This window comes from Alteromonas sp. 76-1 (genome assembly GCF_900654235.1).
Classification (GTDB): domain Bacteria; phylum Pseudomonadota; class Gammaproteobacteria; order Enterobacterales; family Alteromonadaceae; genus Alteromonas; species Alteromonas naphthalenivorans.
Window position 1 is genome coordinate 2,755,629 of sequence record NZ_LR136958.1, and the last position, 17,467, is coordinate 2,773,095.

The 17,467-nt window shown below is 44.6% G+C and carries 6 protein-coding genes; 1 reads left to right on the forward strand and 5 read right to left on the reverse strand.

The window, feature by feature from the left end:
* Nucleotides 1-32: 32 nt before the first annotated feature.
* Genes recD through recC form a run of 3 tightly spaced genes read right to left on the reverse strand, consistent with a single transcriptional unit; the run spans nt 33 to nt 9,894 of the window.
* Entirely contained in the window at nt 33-2,216 is a 2,184-nt protein-coding gene (recD, locus tag ALT761_RS11965; protein ID WP_129738979.1) for an exodeoxyribonuclease V subunit alpha, read from the reverse strand.
* Complete coding sequence (gene recB, locus ALT761_RS11970) at nt 2,213-6,286, reverse strand: exodeoxyribonuclease V subunit beta (RefSeq protein ID WP_129738981.1); 4,074 nt, start codon at nt 6,284-6,286, stop codon at nt 2,213-2,215. Before recB ends, recD begins: the two co-directional genes overlap by 4 nt.
* A complete protein-coding gene (recC, locus tag ALT761_RS11975; protein ID WP_129738983.1) occupies nt 6,283-9,894 on the reverse strand; it encodes an exodeoxyribonuclease V subunit gamma in 3,612 nt (1,203 codons plus the stop codon). Before recC ends, recB begins: the two co-directional genes overlap by 4 nt.
* Nucleotides 9,895-10,486: 592 nt before the next feature.
* On the opposite strand from recC, the gene ALT761_RS11980 reads away from it, so the two are divergent.
* Nucleotides 10,487-11,140 carry a dUTP diphosphatase gene (locus tag ALT761_RS11980; RefSeq protein ID WP_129738985.1) on the forward strand — a complete coding sequence of 218 codons (654 nt, stop codon included), beginning with the start codon at nt 10,487-10,489 and terminating at the stop codon, nt 11,138-11,140.
* A gap of 107 nt (nt 11,141-11,247) precedes the next feature.
* On the opposite strand, the gene ALT761_RS11985 is transcribed toward ALT761_RS11980, so the two are convergent.
* Together ALT761_RS11985 and ALT761_RS11990 are read right to left on the reverse strand one after the other, a co-directional pair.
* The gene (locus tag ALT761_RS11985; RefSeq protein ID WP_129738987.1) at nt 11,248-12,927 is read right to left on the reverse strand and encodes an AMP-binding protein; all 1,680 of its coding nucleotides are present in this window, start codon (nt 12,925-12,927) and stop codon (nt 11,248-11,250) included.
* 266 nt (nt 12,928-13,193) lie between these two features.
* On the reverse strand, nt 13,194-17,375 hold the full coding sequence (locus tag ALT761_RS11990) for an EAL domain-containing protein (RefSeq protein ID WP_129738989.1): 4,182 nt from the start codon (nt 17,373-17,375) through the stop codon (nt 13,194-13,196).
* Nucleotides 17,376-17,467 lie beyond the last annotated feature (92 nt).

Here is a 17,467-nt window from a genome sequence, read left to right on the forward strand (position 1 = left end):
GTTTTGGGACTGTAATGGTAAACAGCAACACGTTATTCACCTTCTAAAACACACATCTTAATCGCTTCTGACAAACCTGAAAAACGCTTATCTCGCCGTTCTACCATAGCGCTAAATGTGGTGGTGTTCGCTATAATCAAACACCCTTCTTTCGCCCGCGTTAGGCCAGTGTACACTAAGCCTCGATGAAACAACCCTGCGGCTTTTTCACTTTCCGGTTTAGGCAGTAATAACACCACGTATTTAAATTCTGAGCCCTGCGATTTATGTATTGTCATTGCAAATACGGTTTCAAACGCAGGAACCCGAGATAACGAAATTGAACGTAGGTTGCCGTCTTGAGTTTCAAACCAAGCCAATAGCTTTCCATTAAGGTCAGGCCAGATAATACCCACCTCACCATTTGATAAGCGCTGTGGATGATTGTTTTTCACAATCATAATGGGCTGGCCTTGGTAGAAAAAACCTTCGCGGCGTTTGATATTGTGTTTAATCGCATCGAACACCAGGGCATTCAACCCTTCTACACCCATGTCGCCTTTTCGGACCGGGGTCAACCATCGCACGCGATTGAGCATACTAAGGGCTTCTTTCGCGCTTTGCGCTTGAAACACAGGTTCGTAGCTTTCTTGTGCTAACTTTTTTAACGCGCTGGTTGTGAACTTACTTTCAGGTTGAATAAATACACCGTCTTGTAGCCAATGGTTTTTTTCGCTAGGGCTTCTAGGCGTTTGGCTGGGAGCGTTTTCTGTGAGTAGCTTTTCGGTGGCAACATCTGAATGCATAGCATCAAGCGCCTGTTTACTTTTTCCTGCCTGAATAGCGGTGGCGACTTCAGCTACCTGCCCTTTAAATCGCTGAGGTGCTTGAAGGGTATGCACCCAGGTTTTGGCATTTTCGTTAAGCGGAAGTAAAGGCAGATGTGGGCAGAGGGTGGCGATATGCTGACGTAGTTCGCTAGTCACTGCGCCTAGGTTATTTTCAGATATACCCGTTTCGGCATACTCTGCTTCTTCGCTATCGTGCACAAGTTGCTCAAGTACATTCCCCAGCTCTACAGCAGGCAGTTGATCGGCATCTCCAATAAAATACAAACGCGCATGAGGCGGTAGAGCGCGAATAATTCTAGCCATGAGCGCCAAATCGACCATGGACGCTTCATCCACTATAAGCACATCAAGCATTAGCGGGTTGTGCTGATTATAGCGTGTGGCGATGGTGTGTTCACGTAGGCCTAACAACCTATGCAATGTGACCGCATCAGTAGGTACACTGTCTAATAATTTGTCATCCACCTTACCCCGTAAGGTTTCCAAATTACTTACAATAGACTCGGTCATGCGCTGCTGCGCTTTACCTGTTGGGGCGGCTAGTACTATGCGTTCATTCTGGTTACACGCTTGAAGCGCTAATAACAGCCTAAGTACGGTGTAGGTTTTCCCTGTACCAGGGCCACCGTTAATAACACTAAATTGTTGCACTAAACTTTTGGCCACCGCAACTTGTTGCCAATCTTGCTCATCAATGGTGTTGGTTGGAAACATTGCTGGCCACAGGGCTTTAACCCGTGATAGCCCGTCTTCACTTAGCGCTGTGATATGAGTTCGATCAGCGATACTGGCGGCTATTTCTTGTTCAAAGTTATAGTAGCGCCGACTATACAATTTGCCTGATTGATACACAAATAGTGGGGATATCTTGTTATTTTTGTCATCCTTTTCACTGCCCAGTGCCTTTTTAATTACACTGATCATTTCGGTAAGGCCGGGAAATTTGTAGCCTAATTTACGAGATGACGTAACTGAATCTGATGTTGTAGGTTCAGGTTGTAAATGCAATACCTGAGCAGACTGGGGCTCAGCTTCGGTCCAAAGTTGTGAATCAGAATCGATTTCTTGTTCCAGTTCTAATTCAGTTTCTAATTCAGTTTCTAATTCGGCTTCTGATTCGGCTTCTAGTTCAGCTTCTGATTCGGCTTCTAATTCGGCTTCTAATTCAAGAGAGGGCTCAACAAACAACCGAGTTCCCGCGACTTCAGTGAGTAACAAGCAACTATGACCGCTGCGCTGCATAAATGACAGCGTCACCAGCAGGTGTAACCAAATGACCTGTTCAGCGTCGGTTAGACTTTCGCAATTCGCGAACTCCAGTGCCACAAAACGATCGATAGCTTCAATGCCGAAAAGTTGTTCTAAGTACTCGTGACTATTTATCATAAGTCCAACTCCCCTTGCACTGCATCGGGCGACGGGTCATCTGAGGATTGCTTGTTTGAAAGCGCTTCGCTAGAAACCGTTTTTCCTGAAGGTTCTTTTTGTTCTTCTTTGTCGTCGATGCCTTCGTCTGCAATCTCTGGCGCAATCTCTGAGCCTGAAAATAAGCAATCCAATGCTTGTAGCGTTGCGCTATCTATGGGCGTGAAAAAGACGCCCTCCCCGTTCGTATTGCTTGGGTGCATGCCTCGCAAATACAAATAATACACGCCTCCAAAATGCGCTTCGGGCGTATAGTCGGCAATGACATTCTTTAAGTATCTATGCAGTGCTAAGCAATAGATTAAGTACTGCAAGTCATATAGATGGTGCTGATTATTAGCATTTAATGCTTGAGGCATATAGTGAGACACACTGTCGCCTAGCCACGTAGATTTATAATCGGCAACATAGTACTTACCTTCATGGGTAAATATTAAGTCGATAAACCCGTGCATCATGCCTTCAAGTGCCGACATCATTAAAGACGGAACAGGCTCTGCTGTAGGCAAAATTGTGGCCGATTCGCCACTGTTATCTAGTGCAAGCTGCTTTGCTACAGACTTTCTATGTTCGAATAATATGTGCTTTAGTTCACTCCATTTACTTTCGTTCATGGGAAAGTAAAACTCCGCTTCCCGAAGGGTTTGCGGTAGTGAAAGGTCTGATAATGTTAAATGACTCGGCGACTGCTTTGTACCCAATGGCGTAGCCAGCACTTCGTCTAACCAGTTATACAAATCGTCTGTACGCGATGCTTCTAAGCCAAATCGAACGGCAAGCTCAGCGCCATTTTCATTCCACTCAGGCGCAGAAAAGTCGTTTAGCTCAAGTAAGTCATGCAATAAATTACCTGCGCTAGCCCCCTTTTGTAGCGTAAAGCGTATTTGGTTCTGAGAAACAACCTCAGCAGAGGTAACCTCAAAACCATCATCTAGTGTTATCTCTTCGTCTCGTACGGTTTGCATAACGGGTATGCTGGGTACTGTTTGGTTAACATTTTTTGGTGCTTGTGCGGCTGACATCACCGTCATGCGGCTAATGGCCGAGAAAGAATATAAGCGCCAATCTTCGCTGCTTGTACCTGCAAACGTTAGCGTAGCTAAGGGGACAACCGTTTCTGTGCTGTCAAAGCTTGAGTACTCATGCGCCATCGAATCAGCACTAATGTGAGTAGCGTGAGCATCGGGTTCACGAGCAATCGCGTCTAACATGGTTACCCAATCACGACCTTCATCGTCATTGATGTTAAGGGCGTGGGCCAAGGCGCTTTTTTCATGCCCGTCTAGTGGTAATACGCCCATATAACAGCGATGAGCCGCACGGGTAACGGCTACATAAGCCAATCGCATTTCTTCAGCGTCGCCCTCTTTGCGTACTCGTTCAATTGCCGTATTGGTGCGCCCTAATTGCAGCTGCAATTCTTGGCTCTGTTCATCGTAATAGGTGAATATTTGCGAGTACGACTTTCCACTTTTCGCTGGGTCTCGGTAACCCGTAGCAAAGGGAACAAATACAATGGGGTACTCTAAGCCCTTAGACCCGTGCTGGGTAACCAAGCGTATTAACTGGCTGTCACTTTCAAGTCTTAGCGTCATTTCTTCATCACTTTCAGGCTGATGAATTTGCTTGTGTAGCCAATCAAGTAATTGCTCGGGCCGCTGATGGGTTGCCCCCGCTTTTTCTAAGGTTTCCGCTAAATGTTGGTAATTAGTAAGCGCGCGCTCTACTTCTGAACCATATGGCGTGTAGTTCTCTTGCATTAAGTGCAGCAATACGCTCATGCAGCCTTTTTGAAGCCACATATCACGTAGTGAGGTAACCTTGTCATAGGCTTCATCCCATAGCGCATCGTCTTCGTGATATAACAAATTAACGAGGGTTTGCGGTGTGTACCCCCATAAAGGTGAAGCTAAACTTGAGGCAACCTTACTGGTATCAGTGTTATGCCACACACCATTAAGCAGGCGCAGTACATCTTTAGCCTCGGGGGTGGCAAATAAATTACTTCTATCGCTTAAATAAACGCAGGCTAAGCCTTGTTGCTGTAATACATATTTAATAACGGAAGCTTCATTACGGTTTTTTACCAGTATGGCAATATCGGCAGGTTTAACCGGTCTAGCGGGTTTAGTGGGCTCCTTTTCATCGACAAAAGTCACCTCGTTAAATAAGCGGTAAATCTCTTGTGCTATCCATTGCGCTAAACCACGGCGTAGCGTATTCGCATCACTTTTTTCATCTAAGCTGAAGCTCACGTAATTCATTGCATCACGTTCGTCATTAGGATCGTTAAGTGGATGGGTTGCTGCCGCGGCTTTGGATGTAAACTCAACTGGATTGTATTGAATATTAAAGCCGAACACATCTCTAGGGCTAGGCGCTTGTGTTACGGGCGCTTGCGGAACCGGCGCGCCATAAAACAACCGGTTATAGGCCTTCACCATACCGGCGACCGAACGCCAGTTGGTGTTCATTACCCAGCGGTAATCGGCCTGCTGGCCTGCTTTTAAATAAGTAAATATGTCGCCGCCCCTGAAGCGATAAATCGCTTGTTTGGGATCGCCAATCATCAGAAGCGCGTTATCGCTTTTCGAATTACCAGCACCTGTTTCGATGCCCGTATCTTCTTTGGCGTTAACATCACTATCGTGAACCGATGCTTTGGGATAGACCGCATCTAAAATAGCGTATTGCTTGGCATCGGTATCTTGAAATTCATCAATTAAGGCAACGGGGAATTTCTTTCTAAGCTCAGGTACTAAGCTATTATCAGGCTTAACCACTTCATCGGCGAGCATACGAATAAGGTCGTCAAAGTCGATAACCCCAAGTTGCTGCTTTTGCGCCGCCACATTGGTTTTAATAAAGCTAATGGCGTCGTTAACCAGAGTAAAAACAGGAATTTTATCGAGGTTATCTTGCTTGTCTTTGCATGCTGCTAATATTGCATCGGCAAAGCCTTTAATGGGTGCAAGAATTTCTTTTACCCCAGACTTATTTCTACCAAACCGGCGGCCATCAAGAAACGCGCCTCCTTCTGCCGGTAGCGGCTCATATTCACCACTTTCAAGCCAAGATTTGAGTGCAGCAAGTTCAGGCGTGCGCACTGCTTTATGATCAGGCTTTTTAAGTAGTTGATCGTGAATAAGCGCTTCGTTATCCACAATATTATTATAATGAAACGTAAACTGTGCAGGGGCTGTACTCTCGTTTTCGTGCAGGCCAGCAATAAACGCTTTTTCTATGGTTTCTTCATCTAGCAAAACCGGCGTAAGCGCGCTTCTTACGCTTGAGGAGAATTCATTTAATAGGTTGTCTGGCACATGCCAGCCTTGTTCCGCCAACAACATGAAGTCGTCTTCATTTTGGGAGACTTTTCTTATCCAATCTTGCGCCGCTTGCAAATAGAGATCGTTAGTGTCTTTACTTAAGTTCAGCGCCATTGCAAAGCCACTATTAAACGCTAATTGCCCAATCACATGCTGGCAAAAGCCATGAATAGTGAAGACAGACGCATCATCAAGTTCTAATTGCGCAGCTTTTAGCAGGGCCAAACTGTCTTTCGGTGAACAGGCTCTATAGAGGTGGGCATAGACAGGATCGGCACCATTTAATAGCGCAGCTAGGTCAGCGTTTTCCTTTAAATCTTCATTGTCGTTACTAGCGTTATCATTACCAGCACTATCACTACAAGCACTGTCATCTCCAGTACTGCCATCTCCAGCACTGGCACTAGCTTTATGAATGTCATCAACGTCTAAACAGGCTTCCCAAAACGCGGTGGCTTCTCGCAGCGTTTTGGCTACACGGCCTTTAATTTCTTCGGTGGCCGCTTTGGTGAAGGTCATCACCAAAATCTCTTTTACATTAAGTTTTTTCTCTAACAATAAGCGTAAGTACAAACGCGTGATGTTATAGGTTTTACCCGTGCCCGCGCTGGCTTCAATTAAATGCCTTCCTTTAAGAGGCATGGCTGGCACATTTAGCAATTGCGAAGCACTTGTGGATGCTTCACGGTTAGACAAGCTCATAGCTGCTCCTGTGATGAAATGTTAGCCACCAAAGCAAACAACAAAAATGCGTGTGTGGTTGGCATATCATGCCAACTCACGCCATCAGGGAATAACCATTTAACATAAGGGTTACTCGCGATATCAGCAGTAAATTGCCCTGATGACTGAAGCCAATTTTTGAGTATGCGCTCGGCATCATCACTGGCAAAAAATGCACGTATATCGGGTACTAGCGACTTGCCGGGTTCACCTGTGTCTTCAGTATCAACAACATTTCCAGTACCAACACCACCGTTTTTATCTACACTTTCACTATCTTCTATATCGTGGTCGCCAAGGCTTGCCAGAAATGTGGGTAAGGTGACTTTGTTTGCCAGAAGAGTTCCGGGGGATTTTTTTGTGCCACTGACTACCGCACTCATTAATGAGCTATATACGGGCGTTGGGGCGCTCAATACGTCAACAAACAATGATTCAATACTTAGTAAAATTTGGCAGGCTGTGGTTTTGTCTACTGACGGAAAGCTACGCTTCATTAGCTTAGTTTCACCTTTTACCCAATCGCAGTAAAAGATATCTAGCGGGTATTGTGTATAGGGTGTTACTTCATCGCTTGCGCTAAACACAAGCTGTGTCATAAAGTAACCTAACGCTCTAATGTCATTCACCTTGCCTGCGCACGGCTGCATCAAGCTGTTTCCACCTTCAAGCGCACTCGCGGTAAACGTAAAGTGGTTGCCTGCAAATTGCGCCCGTTTGGGTTCAGCATCATGAGGCCCCATCGCTTGGGTAAGAGCTACCGCGCTTTCCTTCCACAGCTCAAGCTCCTCTTGCGCCACCGGGTTATTGGGAATGTCACCACGAAGCGCGGCGAATTGCACTACCCTATCGCTGTGCTGAAGGGTTGCTGCATTAGCATCATCAAATGAAGCACTGGAAGAAAACATAGCATCGAGTACTTGGTAGCGTACTAGTGCGTTGGTTTCAAAAGGTTCGCTATTGTCTAGCAAAGTCACCGATTGGGATAAATTTACCCCCAATCGCTGCTGAGAAAAGAACGCTAGTGGGTCGCTAAACGCTCGTGCCACTTGCATACACTGAAAGCTGGTATTTTCAGGTGTGCTGTCTACCGCTAAAGGCGCGAGTGAATGTTCTTGTTCCCCAGCTTCTTCGCTGCTTTCTTTGCTGGTGTCATTGTTGGGAGCACTGGTAGCGGCGTCACGTAGTGATTGGGCTAGACGCAACCAACCCGTTTCATAGCTTGGAAGTGTGCCGGTAAAAGCACTTTCGCTAAACGGGTGCAACGGGGCATGTTTTAAATAATGATCAATGTTTACTTGATAGCCGGTGTCTAACATATCGAGAAATTCGCCTAACACTAGGCTGGGCTGACGCTCACTGTTATTTTTTACATCGTTGCCTTGATAGCTTAAATACAGGCTTTCTCTGGCCGAAATAATCGCTTCTAAAAAAAGATACCTGTCTTCTAAACGACGCGAACGATCGCCCACTCTTCTATCAGGTCCAGCCATTAAATCGAGTCCTAACGGCGTAGACTTACGCGGAAACTCGCTGTCATTAAGCCCTAATATGCACACTTTTTTGAACGGGATACTACGCATAGGTAGCATGGAGCATACCGTGACTTGCCCCGTCATGAAGTGGTTACCCGCATCAGGAGAGGAGAATCGACTTAACAGTAATTCCCGCACCTGACGCAAACTTAAATCGTAGGTATAATCGGCTTCTTCACATCGAGCAGACAAATCAGCGGCAACTTTAGCAATAAGATCCCAGCTGTGTTCTTGTTCTTTGGTTGGCGTAAAGCAGGTATCACGCAGTGCTAATAAATCGGCACCCCATGCATTCGGACTTCGCGGGGTATTAAGCTCAGTGGCAAACTTCCCTAGTAACTCAATAACATGGATAAGCTTACCTAGCGTTACCGTCGACTGACCTTCCACGTCAGGGATGGTCAGCATGTTGTCAATAACACCTTCGCTATCTGGCGCTAACATACCTAATAATAAACGCTTAATTCCCCACCACCAGCTGTAAGTGTTTTCATGGGTGGCTCCTGCCGATACATTGGCTTTGTGGCTGCCATTTAATCCCCAGTGAATATGGGCTTGCTTAAGCCATACCGTCATTTGATCAATATCGTCTTGTGCAATACTAAAGCGCTTTTGAACCGCATCAAGTTGTAAGTAATCCACGATATCTGATACGCCAAAACGGCTGTCAGGTAAATGAAGTAGCGTCATGTAAGCAGCAATAAGGGGCTCTGCATCCATGGGGCTTCTATCTGCGATAGAACATGGCAAGCGTACAGGCCCATTGCCCCCTAAGGGTTTGGTTCCCACTCTATGAAATACGGTATCAACAAATGGGGCGTAGTTTTCTATCGCCGGGCACATCACCAGCACATCGGATGGCGTTCTCGATGAGTCTTGCGATAACCAGTGCAGTAAATGATCGTGCAACACCTGAACTTCACGTAGCGCCGAATGCGTACACATAATGGTAACACTGTCGTCAGCGTTATCGGTGGTGTCTGGTTCTGTGCTCTGTATGCTTGCGAAAGGCATAGCAGGTAACGCTTCCAATATATCGTTGTGAATTTGGTTCAATAGTAACGTTTCACCCGTTTCACTATCTGCAGGAATAGGCGCGTCGAAGGCACTAACTTCAAACGTCTCTAAATCGGTGAGCAAATTAAAAAGCTCTCTGCCCTGCTGGCCCAAATTACCTAATAGCGGGTTACTTTGGTCTTGCTGCATCCATTTCTCTAGGCCATCTATGCGCAGCTGCCTTGCGAGTTCACTATCGCTTTTCGCATCGCCCCAATAATTCACACTTGGGTTCAGATGAAAAATATGAATATCAATGTGCGCCGCTAATGCATCAAAAAAGGCAATTAACTGCGGCGCCATGGTGTTTATAGCGAACACCACAATACGTTTGGGTAATTCGTTATCACCACTTTTTAGATGATCGCCGTTATTTAACGCAGTCAGGGTGAGTTGGTGCAGTCGTGCAGGATGTAAAGGTTCTTGCTTGGCTAGATGGCGCCATATTTCACTTTGCCAAATTTCAGATTCATCATTGGTTTTACGCTGGTTTTCTTCCCATGCAAACAACCAATCTGGACGATATAACAAATATTGCTCGTACACATCGGCCAGCGCCGTTGCCAATTGCAACCGTTGTACGCCCTGCTCTTGCTCACTTCCCGCTTGTAACCAGTACTTATTAACTTGCTCGAACGCTGCCATCGATTGCAGAGATGTCTCTCGTCCTGATCCCTCTAGTCCCGATGCCTCCAGTAAAAGTGCATCAATGCGCCAGACGAGGACTTCACGTCGATAAGGCGACTGCTTAGGCACTTTATCTTTACCCAACACCAGCCTTGCCGTGTTCCACATAAATCGAACCGGCAAAGGAAAATCAAGATTCATCGCCACGCCCTGCTCTTTGGCAAGTTGCATACTTACCCAATGCTGCATACCAGGGCTTTCAACTAATATCGTTTCAGGGGTAAAAACACCATTAGGTTGATGCTTGATTAGCGTAGTAAGAAGGAAGCTGAGGTGTTCAAGTTTGTTCGATGGATAAAGCGCGAGCAATCGGAAAATCCTTTGTCGTATTCAGCGGGCGTTATGATAATGAGTGTATCGTAATTCAATGAATAGGTAAGCTGAAATTAAACAGATTTAAGCGATATTATTACGGGATGGTGTTTAGTAGATGGCTAATAAGGACAGACAAAAAAAAGAAAAAAACCCATACAGGCCTCAGGACACGAAAAACCTGTATGGGTAAGGTTTACGGGTTACCCAGTAGCAACGTGAATAAACGTTGCCTGGCGCTCATTCACGTTAGCGCTACTGCATAACACAGTTAACAAAATTGATTTTGCAGGTTAAGTGCCAACTTTTATTCTTAATTAAAACAACAAGTTAATCAAACCTATAATTTATATAAGTCTTTCCTTAGGTTACTAATGGTGCAGATGCACCATTTATGCACCATGAATTAAGCTTCTATCAGGCACTACACGAGCGACTGCCCCCCTGAACCAGCAATGGATTTAAGCTAAATAAGTCATCAATAAACATTCACTGACTCTTCGCATTGCAGTACAATTTCCTCAATTAGAAATTAAGCATAACGCAACCAAATGCTTAATTTGATAGAGACTTAGCTTTAGGAATAATAATGCTTACACAACAACAACTTGCCACCATGCTTGCGCTGCAAGATAAAATGAACACAAAAGTTAATCCCGATTGGATTAACGCAGGCTACGGTTACTTACGAGCAGCCATGGTGGAATCCGTTGAAGCTATTGAGCACCACGGCTGGAAATGGTGGAAAGCACAGCAAAAAGACTTGCCACAACTGCAAATGGAATTAGTTGATATTTGGCACTTCGCTCTATCTGCTTGCATCATCGATTCTGAAGGTGAAGTCAGTACTGCTGCTGAAAGCATTGCCGCACAATTGGCTTTAGGTGATGTTACCGTGACGTTCGACGGTAACGACTACCACCCCAAACAACAGTCGCTGCTAGACAATTTAGAGTTGATGACAGGGCTTTGTGCCGCTAAACGTTTTAGTGTGCCGCTTTTCATGGAAATTGTTGAGCAGTGCGATATGCATGCCGATGAACTTTATCGCCAGTACGTGGGCAAAAACGTTTTAAACTTCTTCCGTCAAGATAACGGTTATAAAGAAGGCACATACAAAAAAGAGTGGCAAGGCCGCGAAGACAACGAACATTTGGTGGAAGTCATGAATGACTTGAACCTGTCTGACGCCAGTTTCAGTGACAACGTGTATAAAGGGCTTCAAGCAAGATACACTGCGTAACCTAAATGACTTAATGCTAGTTGCGCTTTACCTAACAGCACCTACAAAAAAGCCGAGCATAGTCATGTGCTCGGCTTTGTTATTTTTGATGCTGCTAAACTGATAAGTTAAGCATCTACCCATACTAATTTTTCTTTGTATTCACCTTGAATAACAATATCAAAGCGCTCTTCAAGCACATGACGTTTTACCTTAAGTGTAGGGGTAAGTAAGTCGTTCTCAATGCTCCACTCATTTTTCATGATAACTACGCGATCCATAACCTGATGGCTCTCTAGCTTCACATTGATGTGTTCGAAAGTCTTTTTAAGGCTGGCTTCAACAGTTGCCTTATCATGTTTCTGCGCTTCTTCACTTAATACCAACAAGGCGACAGGTTGAGGCAAGTTATTCCCCGTAACACATACCTGCTCTACAATTGGGTTTTCCATGAATTTAGCTTCAATAGGTGCGGGTGCTACGTATTTACCTTTGGCTGTTTTGAAAATATCTTTCAATCGGCCAGTAATTTTAACGTAACCGTCTGCATCAATAACACCTTTATCGCCCGTACGAAGGTACTTATCTTCAGTAAAAACTTCTGCCGTTTTATCGGGTTCTAAGTAGTATTCCAGCATATTACAAGGCGCTTTAACCTGAATCTCACCTTCTTCTGAAATGCGAACATCAACGCCATCATAAGCTTTACCGATACAACCAATTTTGTCGTGGCGGAAAGGTACGCTGCTAGTACCGTAGGCACTGTTTTCCGTCATACCCCAACCTTCCGAGATATACACACCAATTTTAGCGAACCATTCGATAACGGCAGGCGCTAATGGTGCTGAACCACTGGCCCATAATCGCGCGCTGTCGATACCAATTCCTTTACGTACTTTCTTCGCTACCAGCTTATTAATAATAGGAATTTTCAGTAAGGTATCGAGCTTTTTCTGTGGCATTTTAGCCAACACGCCCATCTGGAACTTAGTCCAAAGGCGAGGTACAGAAATAAACAAGGTAGGTTCGCAGTGAAGTACATCACGTTGGAACGACGATAACGTTTCAACAAAGTGAATTTTGCCACCACTGTAATAACTTGCCAATTCAACCAGTACACGTTCGGTGATGTGAGCAAGAGGAAGATAGCTTAGAAGCCTATCGTCACGGTTGACGTTAAGTTGCTCTAACGATTGCTGTGCAGCCCAACAAATAGTGTAATAACTATGTACTACCCCTTTCGGCTGACCCGTACTGCCTGACGTATAAATAATTGTCATGATGCTATTCATATCTTGAACAGGCGAGTCATCTATTGGCGAACAATCGATAAACTCTTTCCATTGCTGCTTAGTAGCGATATTCGGATAAGGAAAGGCAACAGTATTATATTCAGCTGGAATAGAGGCTACTTGCTCTGCAGTATTATCTAATTTGCCTACGAATAATAATTGAACGTCGGCGTGCTTGAGGACGTATTGTACGGTATCAGGGCCAGCAGTAGAGAAAATTGGCACGGAGACGTGCCCTGCCATCATAATACCTAAATCGGTAATGAACCATTCGGCACAATTTTTCGAGAAAATACCGATACGGCTACCCGCAGGCAATGCCATTTCTTCAAGGCGTTTTGCCACGCGGCGAGCTAGGTTACCCACCTGCTTCCACGTATAATTTTGATATTCACCATTAACAGGCTGAGTAAGGAAAACGTCGTCCCCACTGGTTTGTTCCCAGTGGTACAACATACTTAATGGCGATTTAATCACTTCAGTGCTGTTTGCATTTGCTGTCATGTCTAGCGGCATAGGTCACTCATATGTTGTTATAATGTAGCTTATTTTTACAATCATTTCACAGATCTCTAATAAGCCTTATTTTCAGATGAATAACAAGCTTTTTAAACGGACGTTTACATTTCATGCGATGAATGACGTGGCATAGCGCCTGAAATTTAGATTTCTTATAGTTTAGACTTAACTTCTATGATGATCTAATACGCGTTAATTTTAAGCAAACACGCATCTCCTCATCACTTTAAAAGTTAACAATGCACTTAATCAGCAAAATGCACTCACCATTTTTTATTCAGGTAGGGGAATAGTTCGCTGCTAGGCATAGGTTTAGCGTAAAAGTAGCCTTGGTGTAAAACACATCCTTTCTCAGACAAACTTAACGCCTGCTCTTGAGTTTCTACACCCTCAGCAACACTCAGCATATTTAAGCTACTAGCAAGGGTTATAGTGGTGGTTACCAAAGCATCATTCGCATTGCCTGGCGCCATATCGTCAACGAAGCTTTTATCAATTTTAAGTACCGATAGTGGGTAACGTTTAAGATAACTTAGCGACGAGTAGCCAGTGCCAAAATCATCTAACGCTAGAATAAAACCTGCATCAACAAAGCGCTCAATTTGACGCAGCGCATTGTCACTATCATCCATCAACACACCTTCTGTAATTTCAAAACGAAACGCTTCTTTTGGCAGATTGAATTCTTTTAGTAACGAAAAAACACCTTCTAAATCAAATTCGGTTTTAAAATGAAGGGCGGATAAATTGATTGAAACGAAACCGGTGAAGCCGTCTTCATACCATGTAGCAAGGTCTTCGGCAGCCCTGCGCATCGCCGCTCGAGTGACTTCAATGATATACCTTAGCTCTTCTAGTACAGGAATAAAGACGTCAGGGTAAATGGGGTTACCATCAAGCTCACCACGCAGTAAAAGTTCAACCCCTACCGTGTTTTTGTCATGGGTATTAATGATTGGCTGGTAGCAATTGAAAAAACTGTCTTCAGAGTAAGCCCGTTTTATTAAGTTCTCTGTGATGAGCCTTTGTTTAGCCCTATCGTTCATGTCTTTTGTGAAATATGTGAAGCCACTTAGCGTGTCTTTCTTTGCAGAATACATGGCCACATCAGCTTGCTTAATAAGTTCGGCGGGCTCTGTGGCATCGTCGGGGTAAAAGGCAATACCCACACTGCATGACACTCGAAGCACTTCGTTAGCCAGCGAGATAGGTGTTTCAACCGACTCGATTAACTGTGCCACAAAGGAGGTTAGCCCATCCGTGGTTTCCATGTCTTCAATGACGATTACAAACTCGTCGCCGCCCAAACGCGCTACAGTACCTGCATCAGATGCTAGGTTACGCATTCTATTCGCCACGACTTTAAGTAGCTTATCGCCATAATCATGACCAAGTGAGTCGTTAATACCTTTGAAGCGGTCTAAATCGACAAATAACACTGCTACATGGGCACTTTGTTGACGCGCCCCAGCAATAGCATGTTCTAGTCTGTCCAACAGTAAGCTGCGGTTAACTAAGCCGGTTAGGCTATCGTAATTAGCTAACTTTAACAGCTTACGTTCTGCATTTTTTTGTTCAGTAATATCAGACACCACAAGTAGATAATGATCAGCTTGCTCATCTTTTTCGTTCCCTTTAACCGCGCTGATGTCTATAAGAACGTCGTACTGTTTTGTATCAGCACCTTCAATAACCGCTTCGTCTTTCCAGAACTCTCCCCCTTTAAGCTCAGAGAGCTTGCCAGATAGCTGCCATTCTAATGTAGGATAACGGGTGAAAAGCCTATCTATTTGCTTGTCTAGAGACTCTTTGGTGTTGAAATTAAATACGTTTTCAAATGCAGGGTTTGCAGCTACAGGCACTTTATTTTTATCAAAAATAAGTACCCAGTCGCGGGTTTGTCGAAACGCATCGCTAAAAAGCAACGCTTGCTGCTGCGCTTTTTGAAGTCGAAATAGATGACGCTGGCGTGAAACCACGTACGCAATAATCATCAGCAGTATTAAGGTGAAATACGCTGCATAAGCAAAGGGCGACCGCCACGGGACATAGGGCATCTCAAACGTTATAGTGGCGGGTAAAACGTTATATTCCACACTGCTGGCCAATGGCCCCACTGTGAACCGATAACGACCTGGCTCTAAGTTAGTTAAGGTAATTTTATCGTCTTCTGACACACCATCACTAACCACTTGGTTGTTGCGTAATAAGGTGTAGTGATACTTTGCTTTACCCACTCCATTCATCGACAAGGATGAAAAGTGAATGGTCATTCCGTAATCTTGATAATCCAAAGTGATACTCTGTCCGTTTAGATTACCCAGTGGAAGCCGTAATTCCCGGGAATCTACGCTAACGTCTGTAATTGCGGTCTGTCTGGAAATAAGATTGGAGTTGTTGCCTATCTGTTTCAGCAAAGCGGGTGAGAACACCACGACGCCGGAAGTAGAGCCGTAGGCGAGTCGCCCATCTATGAGCTCAAGTGATGCACCTTGATTAAATTCTGACACCGATAATTCGCGGCCATAAATAAAGTTTTGCACTTGGGCTGAGGCTGGTGAATATCTGTGCAACCCAGAATGCGAACTAAACCAAATGTCCCCATTACTGTCTTTTTGTAGACCGTAAACGATATTAGAGAGCAACAAATTACTTTCGTTTAAATTGTAAAGCGGCTCAAAGGTATCAGCATCTACACCTAATAACCCGTACCCGCTAAAGGCGAGCCACAGCACACCTGTGTTATCGATAACCCACGACGTTATCGACCGTTCATTCGCTCGTTGTTTTTCTGAAAAGCGATATACCAACTCGTGCTCTAGGGTAACTGGGTCGACCAACCATAAACCGCCAACCATGGCGAGAAACAGACGATTATCGTGATAAGGAGAGGCACCTAAGAAGCCAATGGAAAAATTGATATCGAAGATATCCTCGTCCAAATCGATAATATCTAACCTTTGCGCGTCTAAGTTATAGCGGTAGTAATGATTACCAACAAAATATAAGTCGCCGTCAGCACCGATGGTAATACTCGAGTTCCATGCATTGAACACATCGCTATCAAAAGATGATTGCAATGGTGGTATGGTCAATTTCCCTGTGCTGGGGTCGAACAACCGAATACCCATGTATGTTTGCACAAACAACCTTCCATCGCCTGCGGGAACTAACTTTTCGATTAGCCACTCTCTCTCGGCGACGAATTCACTATCAGAGGTAATGAACTGTTCTGATGTGCGCGTATTTAGGTTGAATCGATTCAGCCCATTCTCGGTACCAATCCACAAGACGTCCTTATCAGTTTGCGCTAAAGACCAAACCACACTGTCGCTTAGCGCGGTACTCTTGTCATTTCGATTGTTTTGAATCGCATAAATTTCGGCGCTTTTCACACCAAAATACAGTGCCCCCGCATAGACCGAACTTAACCAGAGATTACCGGCATAATCGGTTTCAATATCAAGAATGCGTTTATTAGAGAGTTCTGTTCTGCCGTTATGTGGCTCAAGGATGTGTTCACCCACCCACTTGTTTTGGCTAAGTTGTAACTCAAAAAGACCTTCGTTGGTGCCAAACCAAAATGCATTATCGTCACGTTGTTCCATCGTCCAAATGTTGCGGCTTCTCACTACTCGCTGGAATCCCGAGGGCTTACCACTAACAATATGCGACAACAACTCACCTTTCGTTGTCTGAAATAACCCATTAACCGTACCTAGCCAAATTCTACCTTGTGCGTCGTGCATCAGAAATTTGGTGTTTAGGTTATCTACATCGGGTTCAATCCCGTTTAAGTATCTAACGGGGATAGCTGTTGCATCGGCATTGGATAAATCGAAGGCATCTAATCCATCACTAGTAGCCAGTAACAGCCAGTTGTCTACAACGATAATATCTCGAATGAAATGCCGCTGAGCAATCAGTTCGTCACTAAGTGTGAAGATTGTCTCGTAAGACATGGTGTTAGTGTCAAAACGAACGACTTGCTCAGGCATGGCAATGAATAAGGTAGTTTCATTTTGCCAAAAAAACTGACTCACATCCTGAAACCAATCTTCTTGGGTAGAAAAAGGCAACGCCACTTGTTTGGTGATGGCTTGGGTGTCGAAATCAAGACGGAAAACACCCGACGCGTACGTGCTTATCCATAATGCTTTGTCAGTTTCTAAACTAATTTTGTTTATAGATGCATTAACGAAAAGATCGTTCGGGCCTTTTATGATTTTTGTTCTAACGCCATCCCAACGTGCTACGCCGCCATCAGTGGCTATCCATACAAAGCCATCTGCATCTATCGCGATATCGTTGACAACGTCTTGTGGAAGCCCATTTTTAGTGGACAGCGATTGAAATACGGGATTTGAAAGACGGGGAGACTCAGCGTAGCTAACAGTGCTAACGAAACAAACAGCAAATAAAACTGAGATTAGGTACCAGCGCATGACAACTCGTTTGAATGAATCGTTATTATTATTTGTTATAGTGTATCAGAATGTTTGAGTAAATTGCAGCCAGTACCATTAAGTTACTGAGA

What these genes read in the sequence shown, in the direction of transcription:
- ALT761_RS11990 (WP_129738989.1), bottom strand. Translation starts at nt 17,375, where the DNA reads ATGCGCTGGTACCTAATCTCAGTTTTATTTGCTGTTTGTTTCGTTAGC.
- ALT761_RS11980 (WP_129738985.1), top strand. Translation starts at nt 10,487, where the DNA reads ATGCTTACACAACAACAACTTGCCACCATGCTTGCGCTGCAAGATAAA.
- recB (WP_129738981.1), bottom strand. Translation starts at nt 6,286, where the DNA reads ATGAGCTTGTCTAACCGTGAAGCATCCACAAGTGCTTCGCAATTGCTA.
- ALT761_RS11985 (WP_129738987.1), bottom strand. Translation starts at nt 12,927, where the DNA reads ATGCCGCTAGACATGACAGCAAATGCAAACAGCACTGAAGTGATTAAA.
- recD (WP_129738979.1), bottom strand. Translation starts at nt 2,216, where the DNA reads ATGATAAATAGTCACGAGTACTTAGAACAACTTTTCGGCATTGAAGCT.